Origin of the sequence: Bradyrhizobium sp. WYCCWR 13022 (assembly GCF_030435535.1) — a bacterium.
Taxonomy (GTDB): Bacteria; Pseudomonadota; Alphaproteobacteria; order Rhizobiales; family Xanthobacteraceae; genus Bradyrhizobium.
This window is the reverse complement of the sequence record NZ_JAUIZJ010000023.1, coordinates 506,618-525,023: the sequence shown is the minus strand read 5'-3', so window position 1 is coordinate 525,023 and position 18,406 is coordinate 506,618. Positions and strand designations below refer to the sequence as shown.

At 64.2% G+C, this 18,406-nt stretch carries 16 protein-coding genes; 9 read left to right on the top strand and 7 right to left on the bottom strand.

Annotated features, from left to right (window positions below; genetic code table 11):
* Nucleotides 1-149 precede the first annotated feature (149 nt).
* Both QY049_RS29510 and QY049_RS29505 read left to right on the top strand, forming a co-directional pair.
* Nucleotides 150-1,862 carry an FMN-binding glutamate synthase family protein gene (locus tag QY049_RS29510; RefSeq protein ID WP_301270359.1) on the top strand — a complete coding sequence of 571 codons (1,713 nt, stop codon included), beginning with the start codon at nt 150-152 and terminating at the stop codon, nt 1,860-1,862.
* A gap of 106 nt (nt 1,863-1,968) precedes the next feature.
* The gene (locus tag QY049_RS29505; RefSeq protein ID WP_194479192.1) at nt 1,969-2,211 is read left to right on the top strand and encodes a PilZ domain-containing protein; all 243 of its coding nucleotides are present in this window, start codon (nt 1,969-1,971) and stop codon (nt 2,209-2,211) included.
* A gap of 6 nt (nt 2,212-2,217) precedes the next feature.
* On the opposite strand, the gene QY049_RS29500 is transcribed toward QY049_RS29505, so the two are convergent.
* The 6 genes from QY049_RS29500 to QY049_RS29475 all read right to left on the bottom strand — a co-directional run bounded on the left by QY049_RS29500 (nt 2,218) and on the right by QY049_RS29475 (nt 10,311).
* Nucleotides 2,218-3,516 carry a hemolysin family protein gene (locus tag QY049_RS29500; RefSeq protein ID WP_258764772.1) on the bottom strand — a complete coding sequence of 433 codons (1,299 nt, stop codon included), beginning with the start codon at nt 3,514-3,516 and terminating at the stop codon, nt 2,218-2,220.
* A 110-nt stretch (nt 3,517-3,626) separates the two neighbouring features.
* Nucleotides 3,627-4,940, bottom strand: a complete 1,314-nt coding sequence (locus tag QY049_RS29495) for an AAA-associated domain-containing protein (RefSeq protein WP_194479194.1) — start codon at nt 4,938-4,940, stop codon at nt 3,627-3,629.
* Between the two features lie 13 nt (nt 4,941-4,953).
* Nucleotides 4,954-6,687 (bottom strand): ABC transporter permease subunit, encoded by a 1,734-nt coding sequence (locus QY049_RS29490; RefSeq protein WP_258764773.1) that lies wholly within the window; start codon nt 6,685-6,687, stop codon nt 4,954-4,956.
* A gap of 29 nt (nt 6,688-6,716) precedes the next feature.
* Nucleotides 6,717-8,660 carry a carbohydrate porin gene (locus QY049_RS29485; RefSeq protein ID WP_301270371.1) on the bottom strand — a complete coding sequence of 648 codons (1,944 nt, stop codon included), beginning with the start codon at nt 8,658-8,660 and terminating at the stop codon, nt 6,717-6,719.
* 441 nt (nt 8,661-9,101) lie between these two features.
* On the bottom strand, nt 9,102-9,365 hold the full coding sequence (locus tag QY049_RS29480; protein WP_258764774.1) for a hypothetical protein: 264 nt from the start codon (nt 9,363-9,365) through the stop codon (nt 9,102-9,104).
* A gap of 139 nt (nt 9,366-9,504) precedes the next feature.
* Nucleotides 9,505-10,311 (bottom strand): creatininase family protein, encoded by an 807-nt coding sequence (locus QY049_RS29475; RefSeq protein ID WP_258764775.1) that lies wholly within the window; start codon nt 10,309-10,311, stop codon nt 9,505-9,507.
* 138 nt (nt 10,312-10,449) lie between these two features.
* Here QY049_RS29475 and QY049_RS29470 point away from each other — a divergent pair, with 138 nt between their 5' ends.
* From QY049_RS29470 to QY049_RS29440, 7 genes are all read left to right on the top strand, one after another.
* Entirely contained in the window at nt 10,450-11,472 is a 1,023-nt protein-coding gene (locus QY049_RS29470) for an ABC transporter substrate-binding protein (RefSeq protein WP_258764776.1), read from the top strand.
* A gap of 89 nt (nt 11,473-11,561) precedes the next feature.
* Nucleotides 11,562-12,377, top strand: coding sequence for an ABC transporter ATP-binding protein (locus QY049_RS29465; protein ID WP_258767113.1), 816 nt, complete (start codon nt 11,562-11,564; stop codon nt 12,375-12,377).
* Nucleotides 12,374-13,192: an ABC transporter permease gene (locus QY049_RS29460; protein ID WP_258764777.1), complete on the top strand. Its 819-nt coding sequence runs from the start codon at nt 12,374-12,376 to the stop codon at nt 13,190-13,192. The genes QY049_RS29465 and QY049_RS29460 overlap by 4 nt, the downstream gene beginning before the upstream one ends.
* Nucleotides 13,192-14,181 (top strand): 2-hydroxyacid dehydrogenase, encoded by a 990-nt coding sequence (locus QY049_RS29455; protein ID WP_194479200.1) that lies wholly within the window; start codon nt 13,192-13,194, stop codon nt 14,179-14,181. The genes QY049_RS29460 and QY049_RS29455 overlap by 1 nt, the downstream gene beginning before the upstream one ends.
* Nucleotides 14,181-14,873 carry a protease inhibitor Inh/omp19 family protein gene (locus QY049_RS29450; protein ID WP_258764778.1) on the top strand — a complete coding sequence of 231 codons (693 nt, stop codon included), beginning with the start codon at nt 14,181-14,183 and terminating at the stop codon, nt 14,871-14,873. The genes QY049_RS29455 and QY049_RS29450 overlap by 1 nt, the downstream gene beginning before the upstream one ends.
* Before the next feature lie 125 nt (nt 14,874-14,998).
* On the top strand, nt 14,999-15,406 hold the full coding sequence (locus tag QY049_RS29445; RefSeq protein WP_258764779.1) for a YciI family protein: 408 nt from the start codon (nt 14,999-15,001) through the stop codon (nt 15,404-15,406).
* A gap of 31 nt (nt 15,407-15,437) precedes the next feature.
* Complete coding sequence (locus QY049_RS29440; RefSeq protein WP_258764780.1) at nt 15,438-16,718, top strand: RNA polymerase sigma factor; 1,281 nt, start codon at nt 15,438-15,440, stop codon at nt 16,716-16,718.
* Here QY049_RS29440 and QY049_RS29435 read toward each other — a convergent pair.
* Nucleotides 16,715-18,196: a peptidoglycan-binding protein gene (locus QY049_RS29435; protein ID WP_258764784.1), complete on the bottom strand. Its 1,482-nt coding sequence runs from the start codon at nt 18,194-18,196 to the stop codon at nt 16,715-16,717. The two genes, QY049_RS29440 and QY049_RS29435, sit on opposite strands and share 4 nt — an antisense overlap.
* Between the last annotated feature and the right edge of the window lie 210 nt (nt 18,197-18,406).

Here is an 18,406-nt window from a genome sequence, read left to right as displayed (position 1 = left end):
CCGCATCCCCGCTCTCTGCTGCACTGCAGCAGCCCAGCCCATCGGGCTGATTGATTTGCCTCATCCAAATTCGCTAGCCTGAAACAAGCGCTGCGTCATATCCGTATGACAGGCGTGGGCGTATCGTACTGCCCGATGCTGGCGAGAGGATGGGAATCGTGGCCGACGACACCAAGACGCAGGAATCCTCCAACGGTCCATCTTCCAAGCGCCTGCCGCTGGCCGAAGAGGGAATCCTGGAAACCCTTCTGCTTCCCTTCTCGCCACGCTTCATCATCTTGACGATCTGCGCGGTCGTCACCGCGCTGCTGATCGGAATTGGCATCGCGGACCGCAAGATCTTCGGCATCCTGCTGATCCCGATCGCCATCTTCGGGGCCCTGACGGCGCTCGGCGTCCGCGATCTCATGCAGAAGAGCCACGCGGTGCTGCGCAACTACCCGATCTCGGCGCATATCCGCTTCCTGCTCGAAGAGATCCGCCCGGAGATGCGGCAGTATTTCTTCGAGAGCGAGAAGGACGGCATGCCGTTCTCGCGCGACACCCGCGCAGTGGTCTATCAGCGCGCCAAGATGCAGCTCGACAAGCGTCCGTTCGGTACCCAGGAGGACGTCTATCGCGAGGGCTATGAGTGGATGCATCACTCGGTGTCGCCGAAGGCGCATGCCAAGGAGAAGTTCCGTGTCACCATCGGCGGGCCTGACTGCGCAAAACCCTATTCGGCTTCGGTGTTCAACATCTCGGCGATGAGCTTTGGCGCGCTCAGCCCGAACGCGGTGCGCGCGCTCAATGCCGGCGCCAGGAAGGGCGGCTTCGCCCATGACACCGGCGAGGGTGGCGTCAGCCCCTATCATCGCGATATGGGCGGCGACATCATCTGGGAGATCGGCTCGGGCTATTTCGGTTGCCGTCATCTCGACGGCACATTTGATCCCGAAGCCTTCGCGCGCGTCGCCGGTGACGACCAGATCAAGATGGTCGAGCTCAAGGTCAGCCAGGGCGCCAAGCCCGGCCACGGCGGCGTGCTGCCGGCGGCGAAAGTCTCGGAAGAAATCTCCAAGATCCGCGGCGTCGCGATGGGCGAGGATTGCATTTCGCCGGCCTCGCACCGTGCCTTCTCAACGCCTGTTGGCATGATGCAGTTCATCGCGGAGATGCGAAGGCTTTCCGGCGGCAAGCCGGCGGGCTTCAAGCTCTGCATCGGTCATCCCTGGGAATTCCTGGCGATCTGCAAGGCGATGCTGGAGACCGGCATCTATCCCGACTTCATCGTGGTCGACGGCAACGAAGGCGGCACCGGTGCGGCGCCCCTCGAGTTCATGGACCATCTGGGCATGCCGATGCGCGAGGGCATCAATTTCGTCCACAACGCTCTGGTCGGCATCAATGCGCGCGATCGCATCAAGATCGGCGCCTCCGGCAAGATCGCGACCGCCTTCGACATGGCACGCGCCATGGCGATCGGCGCGGACTGGTGCAATTCTGCGCGCGGCTTCATGTTCTCGCTCGGCTGCATCCAGTCGCTGAGCTGCCATACCGACCGCTGCCCGACCGGCGTCGCGACCCAGGATCCGACGCGGGCGCGTGCACTGTACGTGCCGCTCAAGATCGACCGCGTCCACAATTATCACCACGCCACGCTGTACTCGCTGACCGAGCTGATCGCCGCGGCGGGCCTGACCCATCCGCAGGAGCTGCGCCCGATCCACTTCAGCCAGCGGACGTCGACGACCAAGGTGCAGTCCTTCGCGCAGCTCTATCCGGCGCTGCGTCCGGGCGAACTGCTCCAGGGCACCGAAGACCCCCGGTTCCGTGATGCCTGGCAGATGGCGCGGGCGGATACGTTTCAGCCGGCGATCTGAGGCTTGGCCCCACCGCATGATACCGCCACGCTCGGTCGCGGCGTAAAATCGTCGCGAGCTGGTTGCATTTTAACCTCTGTGTCAGCTTCGGGTGTAAATTGGCTCGATGGACGAAGAACGGCGCAGCAAGACCAGGCACCGCGTGTTGAAGGCCGGAACCATCGAGTTCGGTGGCGGCGCGATCGACTGCACGGTCCGGAACTTCTCGGACACCGGCGCGGCCCTCGACGTCACCAGCCCGGTCGGGATTCCCGAGCGCTTCACCTTGAACATCAAGGCCGACGGAGCGCATCTCGCCTGCACCGTGGTGTGGCGCAAGGAAAAGCGCATCGGCGTGCGGTTCGGGTGAGAGGGCTCACCCCGTTTCCACTTCCCCCAGCCGGCTCGCCAAGATCTTGTCGATCCGCCTGCCGTCGAGATCGACCACCTCGATATGCCAGCCCGCGAAGTCGAAGGCGTCGCCGACATTGGGCAGCACGGTGAATTGCTGAAGCACGAGGCCGGCGACCGTGTTGTAGCGGTGATGCGGGGGCAGCTCGATGCTGAGCAGCTCGCCGAACTCGTCGACCGGCATCCAGCCCGAGACGAGCAGTGAGTCGTCCGCTCGCCTGACATAGGCCGGCTCTGGCGGGCCTTCCTCGGAATGGAAGGCGCCGACGATCGACTCCAGGATATCCGCCGCCGTCACCACGCCTTCGAAGGCGCCATATTCGTCGTGGACGAGGCCGATATGCACCGGCGCCGCCTTCAGGATCGCGAGCACGTCGCGCGCGTCCGCGGACGCCGGGATGATCGGCGTTTCGCGCACCAGCACGCGCAGATCCGGCGTGCGCTCGCGCATATAGGCGACGAGCAGATCCTTGGCCTGGAGCACGCCGATCGGCTTGTCGCGATCGCCGTCACACACCGGAAAGCGCGAATGCGGGCTCTTGGCGATCAGCGCCTGGATCGCCTCCTGATCGTCGTTCAGGTCGATCTCGTCGACCTCCGTGCGCGGCGTCATCACGGCGCCGACCGGGCGGTCGCCGAGCCGCATCACGCCGGCGATCATCTCCTTCTCGCCGGGCTCGAGCACCCCTGCGCTCTCGGCCTCGTTGACGAGATGATGGATCTCGTCTTCCGACACTTTCTCCTCGGCCTTGCCGCCGCGGCCGAGCAGCGTGAGGATCAGCTTGCCGGAGACGTCGAGCAAAAACACCAGCGGCCGCGAGATCCGCGCCAGCACGTGCATCGCCGGCGCGACCTTGACTGCGATGCTTTCGGGATCGCGCAGCGCCACCTGCTTCGGCACCAATTCGCCGACGATCAGGGTCGCATAGGTGATGATGGTGACGACGATGCCGACGCCGACGATGTCGGCAATGCCGGAGGACAGGCCGAGCTCGACCAGCCACTGCGTCAGTCGCTGCCCGAGCGTCGCGCCGGAGAAGGCGCCGGAGAGCACGCCGACCAGCGTGATGCCGATCTGCACCGTCGAGAGGAACTTTCCGGGATCGGCCGCCAATGTCAGCGCGCGCTCGGCGCCGCGCACGCCTTTGGCGGCCAGCAGCGACAGCCGCGCCGGGCGCGATGAGACCACGGCGAGTTCCGACATGGACAACAGGCCGTTGATGACGATCAGGACGACGACGATGATGAGTTCGACGGACAACATTGTGCGCAGGCGATGGGAACACGCGATCCGGCGGACGCCGGACGAAGCCCATTATATATGAGCGTGATGCGCGTTTTGCCTGGTTCCGACCAAATTGTCGCAGGCGAGGTTCAGGTGCTTTCGCCGGGGTTTTCGAGGCTGAACGTGTCCGATTGCTCGTCATATGCGAACAGCTCGGCATAGCGGCCCCATGAAACGATCGTCTTCAACGTCTCCTCGGCGTCTTCCTCGGACATGTAGTCTTCCAATTCATTCCGGAAGCGAGCGACGGGCGCGGTGTGGGACGTGCGCTCATCGAGCACACGCTTGATCAGGGCCATCACCGGAACATAGGTGAGCGCATGCTCGGCGAAGAGTTTCTTGCGGGCGTCGGTTTCGAGATTGGCAAACCGGTTGCCGGCTTCCGATAGCACCAGATCGCCTTCGCTCAACTGGGCGAACCGCAGCAATTGAAGCGACTCACCGAAGTGGATGATCTCGCCCGCTTCCAGTTGGAGACTGCCGGCCAGCACGGGCAGGTCGGCGTGGCCGTTGTACGGCGGCCCGGACAACGTCTCGATCAGGCCTGAAAGGACGTTCGATGAAACATGGTGCAGAACCATGCCAATGCCGGTGCCCGGAATGCCCTCGATCGAAGCGGGCCTGGCCTCGGGACGCTGGGTCATGCGGGCATAGATGCTGTCGACCAATTGCCGGAAGACCGGATCCAGCCGATTGCGCGGATGCGGCAGATCGACCTTGATCTCGGCGGCGACCCGTCCGGGGTTCGACGAGAACACCAGGATGCGATCGCACATCAGGACCGCTTCCTCGATATTGTGCGTCACCATCAACACCGACTTGATCGGCAATCGACCCTCGATCCAGAGATCGATCAGATCGGTGCGCAGCGTTTCGGCCGTGAGCACGTCGAGCGCCGAGAACGGTTCGTCCATCAAGAGCAGGTCGGGATGTACGACCAGCGCGCGGGCAAAGCCGACGCGCTGGCGCATGCCGCCGGACAGCTCCTTGGGAAAGGCCGATTCGAATCCATCGAGGCCGATCAGGTCGATCGCCGCGAGCGCGCGCTTGCGCCGTTCGGTCGCGTCGACGCCGAGCGCCTCCAGTCCGAGCTCGACGTTTTGCAATACCGTCAGCCAGGGAAACAGTGCGAACGACTGAAACACCATGGCGACGCCGTTCGGCGGACCCGCGATGATCTCGCCCCGGCAGGTCGCCTGCCCCGTGGTGGGGGAGACGAGGCCGGCAATGATCCGCAGCAGCGTGGATTTGCCGGAGCCCGAGCGGCCGAGCAAGCCGACGATCTCGCCGGAGCGGATCGTCAGATCGACCTTCTCCAGCACCAGCAGCTCCTCGCCGCTGCCCTTTGGAAAGGACCGGCAGACACCGCGGATATCGATGAGCGTAGAGGGTTGATCGAGCATGATGGTCTCCTCGTCAGCCGAGCCGAAGGCGGCGCTCGCCGAACGCATAGAGTGGTCGCCAGACCAGACGATTAAACAGCGTCACCAGAACGCACATCGTGGCGATACCGAGAACGACGCGTGGAAAATCGCCGGCTTCGGTCGCAGATGCAATATAGGCGCCGAGCCCGGCGGCATTCAGATGGGTGTCGCCCCAGCTCGCCACCTCGGCGACGATCGAGGCGTTCCAGGAGCCGCCGGATGCGGTGATCGCGCCGGTGACGTAATAGGGAAAGATGCCGGGCAGGATGACCTTGAGCCACCACCGCCATCCGCCCAAATGAAGGCTGCTCGCGGCCTCACGCAGATCGCTGGGAAAGGCACTGGCGCCGGCGATGACGTTGAACAGGATGTACCATTGCGTGCCCAGGATCATCAGCGGGCTCAGCCAGACATTGGGATTGAGCCTGAAGCTGACGATCGCAACGACGAAGACCGGAAAAGCGAGATTGGCGGGAAACGCGGCGAGAAACTGTGCCAGAGGCTGGATGCGTTCGGCCAGTTTGGGACGCAGCCCGATCCAGACGCCGATCGGCACCCACATGATGGTAGCAAGGCTGATCAGCACGATGACGCGCAACAGCGTGATCAGCCCGTCGCGGATCACAACCAGCACATCGCGCAGGCCAAGACTGGCCGAGAGATAGCGATAGGTCAGCCAGGCGGCGTAGACCGTGCCGGCGAGGATGACGGCAAGCCAAAGTCCGTCGATCAATCGCGACGGCCGGCCCTTGCTCTTTGTCTTTCCCCTCAGTTCAGGCAGCGAGATACGCAAGTTGGAAATTTCACGATTGACGGCCGAGAAGGGCAGCGTGACGGCACGCAGAGCGCGTGTCCGGCGAAACAGGTCGAGCATCCACGAGGTGGGTGGCTCACCGGACGCCGTCTGCTCGAAGCGGAATTTGTCGGCCCAGGCGATGATGGGCCGGAACAGCAATTGGTCATAGGCGATGATGACGAGCAGCATGGCCAGGATCGCGTAGAAGATCGCCGGCAAATCGCGCTGCTGGATCGCCTGGGCGACGTAGGAGCCGACCCCCGGCAGGGTCACGGTGGTGTTGCCAACGGTGATCGCTTCCGACGCGACCACGAAGAACCAGCCGCCCGACATCGACATCATCGCATTCCAGATCAGTCCCGGCATCGCGAAGGGCACGTCGAGGCGCCAGAAGCGCTGCCATCCGGACAGATGAAAGCTCTGCGTGGCCTCTTCCAGGTCCTTCGGCACGTTGCGCATCGACTGGTACATGCTGAACGTCATGTTCCAGGCCTGGCTCGTGAAGATCGCGAACACCGAGGCGAGCTCGGCGCCGAGCACCTGGCTCGGAAACAGGTTCATGAAGAAGACGACGGTGAAGGTGAGGAAGCCCAGGATCGGTACCGACTGAAGGATGTCCAGCAGCGGGATCATCACCATCTCGGCGCGCCGGCTCTTGGCGGCGATCGCGGCATAGATGAAGGTGAAGATCGTGGAGCAAACGATCGCAAGCAGCATCCGCAGGACGGTGCGTAGCGCATAGAGCGGCAGGTTTGCCGGATCGAGCGAGACTGGCGTTCGCTCGAGCTCGGACAGGGGAGCGACGGTCTGCTCGCCGCCATAGACGATCAGCACCATGGCGCCGATCACCAGGATCAGTGCCGCGACATCCCAGACATTGGGGAGTAGCGCCCGGCCGATCGCGGCCGTGCGGATATCTCTTGGCTTCATGGGCCTGCCTTTGGGCAATAATCCCGGACTTAGAACTCGGCGTGCAGGCGGCCCGAGAAGATCGAGACCGGTCCACGGTCGGCGTTATAGGCCGGGTTTGTGATCAATTGATAGTCGCCGGTCAGCGTCACGCCCTTGATCACCGAATAAGCGTAGTAGGCTTCGAGAATGCGTTCGGTGCGGTAGTTGAGCTGGCCGTCGCCGATCAGGAGGCCCGTGCCGCCGGCGGCGAGGAAATCGCGATGCGCAGCCGACAGGCCGTTGATGGCGCCGCCGATGCCGACCGTGTCGTCCGGACGCCCCCAACGGCTGCCCTTGATCGACAGGCCGCCGGAAACGCTGCGGTCGATGTCGGTGAAGGACAGGATCTGGTTCTGGCCGTCGTTCCAGCTTGCTCGCGCGAACAATCCGACGTCGTTGACGATCTGCTGCTCGAGATTGACGTAGAACCCGTATTTGAGGCGGGTGCGCTGGGTCGTGCTGACAATGTCGTTGATGTCGAGCGCAGGATTCGTCGCAGCCAGATCCACCACCTCGCGGTAGTTCGCGGTGTGACCGCTGTTGGCAAACACGCCGACGCGCAATTTGCCGGGTTGTTCGAAGATCGAGTGACGTTCCTCGAACTCGACGACCGAGCCGCCGGTCTTGAAGGTGAGTATGTCGCTGTTCGGGGCGTCCGGGACCTGGAACAAGCCGGCGCGTATCGCCCAGTTCTTGCGATTGAGCTCGACCACGGCGCCGCGGGTGTAGCCGGGCAGGTCGGCGGGGAAGTCATAGGCGGCCGAGGCCCACATCGCCCAATTCATGAAATCGGCGCGAGGATCCTTTGCGTAGGCGTTGCCGTCGAAGAAGTCGCCGACGGCGAAGCGGCCGACGATCAGCGTGACGCGATCGATATCGCGCTTGCCTGCGAGCTGGTTCGGCGCGTCCTCGACCGCTTCCTGCTCGCCGCCAAGTCCGAACGTCTGCTTGAAGTAATAGCGTTGCGCACGGATTTTTGGGAACGGCGCACCGGCCTTCTGCGCTTCGCCGTTGGAAAAGCCGGCGAGGCCGAGGGTGCCGTTAAGGCCAAAACCCTGCGCGAGCTCCGGGTTGAAGTAGACCTCGCCACCGTCCCAGAGTCGCGCGCCCAAGAACGCGGTCGTCGTCCATGTCGCCTGGAACTGGCCGCCGCCCGGCAGGCTCTGCGGGCTCGCATAGGGCGAATGGATCGGCCCGTAGCCTTGCGGCAGCACGGTCGTTTGGGCGTGCACGTTCCAGTCGTCGGACTCGGGCAGCTTGGGTTTGTCGACCGCCGGCATCCATGGCGTATCGCCGAACTGGTAGTTCAGGCCGAGCTTGAACAGGTGAATGCGCGGATCGACGTTGACGCTGCCGAGGCCAAAGCCGCTGAGGTCGTAGGTCTTGCGCGAGAGGTCGACATATTCGTATTCGGCCTTCGCGGTCCAATTGCCGCTGACGGCGTATTCGAGACCCAGGCCCGCAGTCCATCCAGCGTGGTAGTGGCCGACCGGGAACAGCGGCGTGACGCCGTCCGCGTCGTTGACGTTGATGTGCGTGTGGCCCCAGGCGACGCCGCCGGTGACGTAAGGCTTGAAGCGGTCGAAAGCATAGCCGACGCGGCCGCGCACGGTGCCGACATAGTCGATCGTGGTGTTGAAGGGCACCGGTGAGCGCGCGAGCGCAGGGCCGTCGAGAGGGCCGGTAAAGGTCGCATCCGCTTCGATGCCGAGCACGACGCGGTTTGCGAGCTGCCGATTGTAGCCGAGCTGATAGCCGCCGCTGAGCCCGGTCGCGCTGTGCGGAAAGATCACGCCTTGCTCGGGCAATGGATTGGTGCCGGGCCCGAAGCTCGCATCGCCGTAACCGAAATGGCCGCCGACATAGAAGCCGGTCCAGTGGTAGACAGTTTTCGCGGCGCGTGCCTTCAGCGGCAGGTCGGCGGCAAGGCTGGCGCCCGGCAGCACGAGCATGCCCGAGGCGAGCGCCGCGGCCGTCCGCAGATACCTGTAACGGAGACTTCTCAACGTCAAAACTACGCCCCCAGACGCGACTCTGCCTTGGCCACCGCGACATCCCTGCCGATTCGCGGCGATCCTGTCATCAGGGACTTGGCTGTTCACGCGGCTGGACGAGACGAACTCGCCACAGTGCGATGTCACCCCAAGGTCTGGCCAAGCCCCTGTGCTTGTTGTGAACTTTATTGCTAATAATTCGCAATAGCAACTAGTCCAGAATGTCGCAGAGGATGGTTCGCATCCTTATGTGACGGGACTGCAACAACCTCCCGGCGCGGAAAAAAGGATGACCCCGCCCGGGGGGACAGCCGGGCGGGGTCGGGGGCACGACACGGGGTGGATGAGGCGCCCGTGTCGGACGCAGGATCCACGTAAGATCGGCCTCAGAACCTCAAATCAGTAGCAGGTACGAACGCGGCCGACGTACTGGCCGAAGGCGTTGTACTGGGCGACCCAGCCGCAGCGGTGGTAGCCGTAGTAATAGGGCTCGTTGCTGGCGGCGATCGCGGTGCCGACGATGGCGGCGGTGGCGATGCCGGCGCCGACACCCCAACCCCAGCCGAGCGGCTTGGCTTCGGCCTGCGAGGTGGTGGTCGCGATGCTGCCGGCGATGGCGAGAGTGGCGAGAGCGAGTGCGGCAAGCTTGGTCTTGATCGACATGTGAAACTCCATCCGGGTTGAGGCGGTCCGTTGTGGTCCGCGTGCCCAGTTGGACGGAGCCTTGCCGCATCAGGTTCGAAGTCGCGTCGGACGGCTCCGGAGCCGGACATTTTGTCGAATGATTCCAGCGCGGTGTGAGCTAGCCGAGAGGGCCCTTGGCGAGCCTGTTCACGTCGAAGTTATCGACCTCGGCCAGCAGTTCGCAAAAGACGCGCGCGCCCTGGTCGAGCAGTTGCTCGCCCTTCGCAGGCACAGCCAAAGTCGCGTTGCCGACGGCGCCGCTGGCATTGAGATCCTGCGCCTGCCAGGCGAACGGCGCGGGCCGCTGCGTCGATAGCCAATGATATTGTTTTTCCAACGCGACGCTGCTGGCGGGAAAATCCGCGATCGCATCGGCGCGCACCTGCTCGGGATAGCGCGCCAGCATGATCGAGGTCTCGACGGCGCCACCGTGAATGCCGTGGCGCACTTCTTCTGGCGGGAACAGCTTGTCCGCACCTGATAGACGCGACCACGAGGTCGTCACCACGAACAGCTTGTGATGCGCGCGAAGATCCTGCGCCACCAGCATCATCGCCGCGCTGTTGCCGCCATGACTGGTGATGATGACGAGCTTTCTCACGCCGCGCCGCGCGATGTCCTCGCCGATTCCGGTCCAGCGCTTCAGCGCGATCTCGGTCGGCAGCGTCTGCGTGCCCGGATAGTCGATATGCTCGGTGGAGATGCCGACGGGTTCGACGGGAAGGAACGTCACGGGGGCGGCCGCGGGCAGCACTTCCCGCACGCGTGCGAGATAGGCCTCCGCGATCAGCACGTCGGTCGCGAGCGGCAGATGCGGCCCGTGCTGCTCGGTCGCCGCGAGCGGAAGCACCGCGATCCAGCGCGATGCGTCCGCCGGACCAGTGTCGGCCCAGTGGATCTCGGTCCAGTCGCGAGGAGGCGTCATCAAGGTTTCTTTGCCCGGATTTGTCACGTAGTTTGGGGTATCAGGGGACGCGGGCCCGGCCGGTTCGCGTCCCCTGATATGTTGCGGTTTTATCGCGTTGTTTTCACATCGGCTAGAAGCGATCGACGGAGTGCGTTCATGAGCCCCTCTCATCTGCGGCGAGCGTTAACGGTGGGCTTGCTGGCCTCTGTGGTGTCGATCCTACCGGCGCGCAGCGAGACGCTGGACAAGGTCACTTTCGGCACCAATTGGGTCGCCGAGGCCGAGCATGGCGGGTTCTTCCAGGCGGTCGCCGACGGCACCTACAAGAAATACGGGCTCGACGTCAGCATCGTTCCGGGCGGACCGAACGAAAACAACCGGATGCTGCTGATCGCCGGCAAGATCGATTTCTTCATGGCCGCGAACACGCTGATGTCGTTCGACGCCGTCGCCAACAACGTTCCGGTGGTGACGATCGCCGCGATGTTCCAGAAGGATCCGCAGGTGCTGTTGTCGCAGCCCGACGCAAAGGTGACCAAGCTGGAGGACCTCAGGCCGCTGACGCTGTTCGTCTCCAAGGAGGGCATGACCAGCTATTTCCAGTGGCTCAAGTCCGAATACGGCTTCAGCGAGAAGAACGTCCGGCCCTACAATTTCAATCCGCAGCCCTTCATCGCCAATCCCAAGAGCGCCATGCAGGGCTACGTCACCTCCGAGCCCTTCGCCGTGGAGAAGGCCGCCGGATTCAAGCCAAACGTCATCCTGCTCGCCGATGCCGGCTTCAACACCTATTCGACGCTGATCGAGACCCGCCGCGACATCGTCGAGAAGAAGCCGGACCTGGTGCAACGCTTCGTCGATGCCTCCATCGTCGGCTGGTACAATTACATCTACGGCGACAACTCCGCCGGCAATGCCATGATCAAGAAGCTCAATCCGGAGATGACCGACGATCTGCTCGCCTATTCCGTCGCCAAGATGAAGGAATACGGCATCGTCGATTCCGGCGACAGCCTGAAGGCCGGCATCGGCGCCATGAGCGACGAGCGCTACGCCTCCTTCTTCAACAAGATGGTGAAGGCCGGCGTCGTGAAAGGCGATCTCGACTTCCGCAAGTCCTACACGCTGCGCTTCGTCAACAAGGGTGTCGGCGTCGAACTGCGCCCCGCCAAGCCGTAGCCAATGCCGAGATTGGAGCGAGGTACATCGGCGTTGCTTACCTCTCCCCGACGGGGAGAGGTGACGTGCCCCGCAACGGTCAGCGATCGATGGTAGAGAACAGAACTCCGCCCACGGTCGAGGCGAGCCTGACGGCGCTCGCCGTCAGCCTGCGCGGCGTGACGAAGGTCTATGACAACGGCGTCATGGCGCTCGGCCCGCTCGATCTCGCCGTGCGCAAAGGCGAATTCATCTCGCTGCTCGGGCCCTCCGGCTGCGGCAAGTCGACGGCGCTGAGGCTGATTGCGGGGCTCAGCGCCGCGTCGTCAGGCACCGTGCGGGTGTCGCGCCACGAGGGCGAGGTACAAATCGGCCACGGCATCGGCTTCGTGTTCCAGGAGCCGACCCTGATGCCCTGGGCCAATGTGCGTGAAAACGTGCGCCTGCCGCTGAAGCTGGGTAGTATCCCGAAGGCCGAAGGGCGGGCGAGGGCCGATGCCGCGCTCGCCAGCGTCGGGCTTGCCGATTTCGCCGATGCCTTCCCGCGCGAACTCTCCGGCGGCATGAAGATGCGGGTGTCGCTGGCGCGTGCGCTCGTCACCGACCCCGATATCCTCCTGATGGATGAGCCGTTCGCGGCGCTCGACGAGATCACGCGCTTTCGCCTCAACAACGATCTGCTGGCGCTGTGGCGCAGCCTTGGCAAGACTGTCGTCTTCGTCACCCATTCGGTGTTCGAATCCGTCTATCTGTCGCAGCGTGTCGTGGTCATGACGGCGCGGCCCGGCCGCATCCAGGCCGACATCCGCATCGAGACGGTGGAGCCGCGCGGAGAGGAGTTTCGCACCTCGGCGGCCTATTCCGATTATTGCCGGCGCCTCTCGGCCGCGCTGGCGCCGTCCTATCGGGGGCAGTCGACGCTATGAACGCGCAAGCTGCCGCCACTGCAAAGCCGTCCACCGCGCAGCGCGCGCTGCGCGTCGTGCTGCCCGTCATCGTGTTCGCGGCCGGCCTTGCCGCCTGGGAGCTCGTGGTCCGTATCAGGGAGATACCGCCTTACGTGCTGCCGGCGCCATCAGTGATTTTCCTGACGCTGATCAAGGACTGGGCGGTGCTGTCGCAATCGCTCGCGACCACGCTGCTGACGACGCTCGAAGGTTTCGTCGCCGCCAGCATCGGCGGCATCGCGCTGGCGCTGTTGTTCAACCAGTCGAAATGGGTGGAATTTTCGCTATTCCCCTATGCCGTCGTGCTCCAGGTGACGCCCGTCATCGCGATCGCGCCGCTGCTCCTGATCTATCTGGAGCAGCAGGCCGCGGTCGTCGTCTGCGCCTTCATCGTCGCGTTTTTTCCGGTTTTGTCGAACACCACGCTCGGGCTGAATTCGGTCGACCGCAACCTCGCGGGCCTGTTCCAGCTCTATGGCGCATCAAAGCCGCAGACCCTGCGCTTCCTGAAGCTGCCAGCAGCGCTGCCCCAAATTTTGGGCGGCCTGCGCATCGCCGGCGGCCTGTCGCTGATCGGCGCGGTCGTAGCCGAAATCGCCGCGGGGACGGCGGGGGCAGGCTCGGGCCTCGCCTACAGGATCGCCGAGTCGGGCTATCGATTGAACATACCCCGCATGTTCGCGGCGCTGCTTTTGTTGTCGCTGGCCGGGATTGTCATCTATGGGGTGCTGGCGCTAATTTCCCACCTCGTTTTACGGCGCTGGCATGAGAGCGCGCTTGGAAAGGAAAACTGATGTCTACCGGTTCGATTTCGTCCGACAAGATCGACCTTCTGATTTATGGACCGGTCCGGCCGATCCTCGAGAACGGGTTTTCCGATCATTTCGTCGTGCACAAGGCCGAGACGCGCGGCGATCTCGAGCGGCTGACGCCGGCGATCCGCGAGAAGATCCGCGGCGTCGCGGTGACCTATCACACCGTCCGCGCCGACAAGGATTCGCTGTCGCAATTGCCCAAGATCGAGATGGTGGCGAGCTTCGGCGTCGGCTACGACCATATCGACGCCAAATACGCCGCCGAGCACAACATCATCGTCACCAACACGCCTGACGTGCTGACCGAGGAAGTAGCCGACGTCGCGATGGGCCTGTTGATCTCGACCGTGCGTGAATTCATCAAGGCGGACCGCTACGTCCGCTCCGGCCTCTGGCAGACCCAGAACTATCCGCTCAGCGTCGGCTCGCTGCGCGACCGCAAGGTCGGCATCGTCGGCATGGGTCGGATCGGCCAGGCCATCGCACGCCGGCTCGATGCCTCGCTGGTTCCTGTTGTCTATCACTCGCGCAATCCGTCCAAGGACGTCTCCTACAAGCACTATCCTGATCTGATCGAGATGGCGAAGGCCGTCGACACGCTGATGGTGATCGTGCCGGGCGGCGCTGCTACCGAAAAGATGATCAATGCCGAGGTGCTCAAGGCGCTCGGTCCGCGCGGCGTGCTGGTCAACGTGGCGCGCGGCTCTGTCGTCGACGAGCCCGCGCTGGTCCAGGCGCTGAAATCAGGCACCATCCTCGCCGCCGGTCTCGACGTGTTCGCCGCCGAGCCCAACGTGCCTGATGAACTCAAGACCATGCAGAACGTGGTGCTGCTGCCGCATATCGGCTCGGCCTCCGTCGTCACGCGCAACGCCATGGACCAGCTCGTGGTCGACAATCTCAAGTCCTGGTTCTCGGGCAAGGCGCCGCTGACGCCGGTTGCGGAAACGCCGTTCAAGGGGCGCTGATGCAAGTTCTTCGGGTCGGTGCATTCGCCGTCGCGGCCCACTTGGCCGCGATCGGCATCGCGCATGCGCAGGATGCGACGACCCTGAAGAAGGAGATGGTCGGGCAGTGGGAGCTCTCGACCACCGAACGCAGCAAGACCTGCGTCGTCACGATGAAGGGCGACGCGACGGCGCAGGGCTTCAAGCTCGAGCTCGAGCCGGCCTGCAAGACCGCGCTGCCCTTCACCAAGGATATCGTCGCCTGGAGCGTCAAGGGTCTGGATATCGTCCGCTTGCAGGATGCGACCGGTGAGGCGGTGATCGATTTCACCGAGGTCGAGGCCGGCATTTTCGAAGGCCTGCGGCAGGGCGAGGGCGTCTACATTCTCCAGGATCTCGCCGCGGCCCGCTCCATGGCCAAGTCGATGGACCAGATGATCGGCGACTGGGCGATGGTCCGCGGCAACGGTCAGCCGGTCTGCGGATTGACGCTGACCAACACGGAAGCCGAGCAGGACAATTTCCAGGTCTTCCTGAAGCCGAAATGCGATGCGGCCATTGCCCAGTTCAACCCGACGCAATGGCGGCTCGAGCACGGCCAGATCGTCCTGATGTCGAAATCGGGCGAGGCCTGGCAGTTCGAGGCGGACGACAACGCGCAATGGCGGCGGGTTCCCGATACGGCCGATCCCCTGATCATGCTGCGCCAGTAGGCGCGTCTGCTTTGCTGCAATTTTTCTGCTGCTCATGTCGATCCGGCTTTGGCTGGATCGTCATCTGGATAGCGAGCTGATCGCGCGGCCGAACCGGCCGCGTCTCGCCTTATCAGGAGTTTTGCATGCGGTTCATGTACATCGTCACCTCCAGCCAGCCGATGAAGGGCCCCAGCCCAGCGCTGATGGAGGCCATGCAGAAGATTTCCGAGCGGGAAATCAAGGCCGGCCGGATGATCGACAATGGCGGCCTGATGCCGCTCGCGACCGGCGCACGGGTGCGGATCGTCGACGGCGAGCTGAGCGTCGTGGATGGTCCCTTCATCGAGGCCAAGGAAGTGGTCGGCGGCTATGCCATTTTCGAGCTGCGCGACAAGGCGGAAGCCCTGGCCATGGCCAAGGAGTTCATGCAGCTGCACCTCGACCACATGCCGGGCTGGGACGGCACCTGCGAGTTGCGGGCCTTTGCCACACCGGGCGTCGATGGCGCCTGCGAGGTCGATGCGAAATCAGGCGTAGCCGCCCAAGCCTGATGGTCGCCACCGGCAAACAGGGTCGGCGGCGATGACGGCCGCCGACATCGATCAAGCCGTCCGTGCCACGATTCATGCAACCTGGCGCGTCGTGCAGCCGCGGCTGATCGCGACGTTGTCGCGGATGCTGCGCGACGTGCCTCTTGCTGAAGAGCTGACCCAGGACGCGCTGGTCGCTGCGCTCGAAGCGTGGCCCGGCATGGGCGTGCCCGACAATCCCGGCGCCTGGCTGATGACGACCGCGAAACGCCGTGCGCTCGATCATTTGCGTCGCGGCAAGATGCTTAGCGACAAGCACGACATGCTGGCGCGGGACATGTTGCAGGAGCAGGAGACGGTGCCCGATTTCGATGCCGCGCTCGACGACGACATCGGCGATGAATTGCTGCGGTTGGTCTTCACCGCCTGTCATCCGATCCTGTCGCGCGAAGCTCGTGTGGCGCTGGCACTGCGCATGATCTGCGGGCTCACCACCTCCGAGATCGCGCGCGCCTATCTCGTGCCTGAGACCACCATCTCCCAGCGCATTGTCCGCGCCAAGCGGACGCTGTCGAATTCCGGTCTCGCTTACGAGACGCCTGTTGGCGAGGCCCTGTCGGAGCGCCTCGCCTCGGTGCTGGAAGTCGTCTACCTCATCTTCAACGAGGGCTATCTAGCAGCGCGTGGCGAGGAATGGCTGCGGCCGCAGCTTTGCGACGAGGCGCAGCGCATGGGCCGCGTGCTCGCAGGCCTCGCCCCTGACGAACCCGAGGTTCACGGCCTCGTCGCGCTGATGGATCTGAATGCCTCGCGGACGCACGCGCGCACCGACGCGAACGGCGATCCCATTCTGCTGATGGACCAGGATCGCACGCTCTGGGACTGGTTGCAGATCCGGCGCGGCCTGCGCTCGCTCGAACTTGCCGTCGAACTCGGTGGCGGAGCGGGGTTTTACGCGCTTCAGGCGGCGATCGCGGCATGTCACGCCAGAGCGGAGACCGCTGCAGCGACCAACTGGCCGCGTATCGCGCAGCTCTACGCCGAACTGTCGCGGCTGGTGCCCTCGCCGGTCATCGAGCTCAATCGCGCGGTCGCGGTCGGGATGGCCGAGGGACCGCAGGCTGGCCTCGACGTGCTGGACGCAGTCGCCGGCGCACCGGCGCTGGCGGCCTATCATCATCTGCCGGCGGTTCGCGGTGACCTCCTGCAAAAGCTTGGGCGGCTTACGGAGGCGCGGCACGCGTTCGAGGCCGCCGCGCATCTTGCGACCAACGAGCGCGAACGCGCGCTGATGCGGCGCCGCGCCGCCGCACTCGACGCCCGGACGATCTAGGTCGTCGGCTTGGGCGGCGGCGCGGTGCCTTGCGCCCACTTCTCCATCTTGCCGAGCACGCCCCAGGCCGTGAGCGCCAGCGAGATCGGGAGCGCGAATTGGCTCAGGCCCGGCACCGCGGACGCGATCGTCCCCAGCAGTCCGGCAAGGCCTCCCGCATTGGGGCTTGTCGTCACCGCAGAGAGCAGCGCGGTGATGAGCGAGCCGGCGATGCCCAGCGCGGTCTTCTTGCCGTCGAGCATCTTGCCGATGGTTTCGCCGAGCGCGCCGTTGACCTGACCGAGCACGGGCTTGTTGCCGAGCAAGGCGCCGAGCAGGTCGACCACCTGCTTGAGCTGATCGGTCGGAGCGGGGTTTGTCGCCGCCGGCGTTGCGGGGGCTGTCTTGGTGATCAAGGAGAGGAGCTGTCCAAGCACATTCACCGGCGTGTTGGCCGCCGGCGTCGTGCTCACAGGAATTGTCGCTCCCGGCTGCAAGGCCTGCGTGAGGCTTTGGAGTTGGGTCAGGATCTGAGAGAGCTGGGTGGTCTGGCCCGCAGGCAGCGTCCCGATCGGCGGGATCGCGATCGGCGTTGCACCTGTTGGAGCCGCTCCGGGTTGAAGAAGCTGTGCGAGGTTCTCCAGCCGGCCCAGGATCTGGGACAGGTCGATATTCGCCGTCTGGACCGGTTGCACCCCGGCACGCGTGATGGCGGAGATGGTGGTCCCGTCGAGCAGGCCGGTATCCTCAAGGCCGTGCTGTTGCTGAAACTGCGAGACCGCTGCCTTGGTCTTCGGTCCGCTGATGCCGTCTTCGTCGAGCGGCGGATTGGCGCCGAGCCTGTTGAGGGTCTGCTGCATCAGCAGCACCGACGACGCCACGTCCTCGTCGGGCTCGGAACGGGGAACGATCGACGGGCTGTCGCCGATCGTGATGGAAGAATCCAGCGACATCATCGCGTGCAGGATCACCGCGGTGCCGAGCTGGGAATCGGTATGGGTCGGATCGAAGACGTGGTCCGCGACGAATTTTCCCGGCCTCGCCTCCGGCGGTCCGTAGAGGGTCGAACCGCCGTAGAGATAAGGCGAGTTGACGCCCTTGGCGTGATAGCCGAGGCCGTTGAAGCATTCGAGCCGGTACAGCGTGCGCGCGATGCACCAGTCCTGCGTGCCGACGAAGTGCTGGACCCTCAGCGCGTCCACGGCGCCGTCGACGAACGAGGCGAACGGGCCGCGCCCTTTCGGGACGAGACAGGTCACGCGATGCAGCGACTCGCCGTTGCCGAGATAGGTGTCGAAATCGAAATTGGACTCGCGATAGTGGCAGAGCGCGACGAAATACCAGGGCACACCGGTCAGCCGTTCGACCTGCTGATAGGTCGCCTTGCCGTTGATGGCCTTGCGTGCCGTTGCGTTGGCCTCGGCAAGGCGTGCCGGCCGGATCTGGAGATTGTCCCAGTTCTTCTCATATCCACTCTTCAGGCTCTCGTATGACACCATCTCCCGCTCCCGCGAATTGATAAAATTATCGGTTCGTTTGCAAATCAGGCGTGAGCCGCATGCCGTCTTTGGCGGGTACGGACTCTGGGCGTGGCTCGGCAAATGTGGCAGGCCATGGCCGAATTGCATGTGAAATGGCTTACAAGTGCAGCGCGAAAAGGTTGTGGTCAAAGGACGCAACGGGACGACGCCTGCGCGATCGCCGCATTG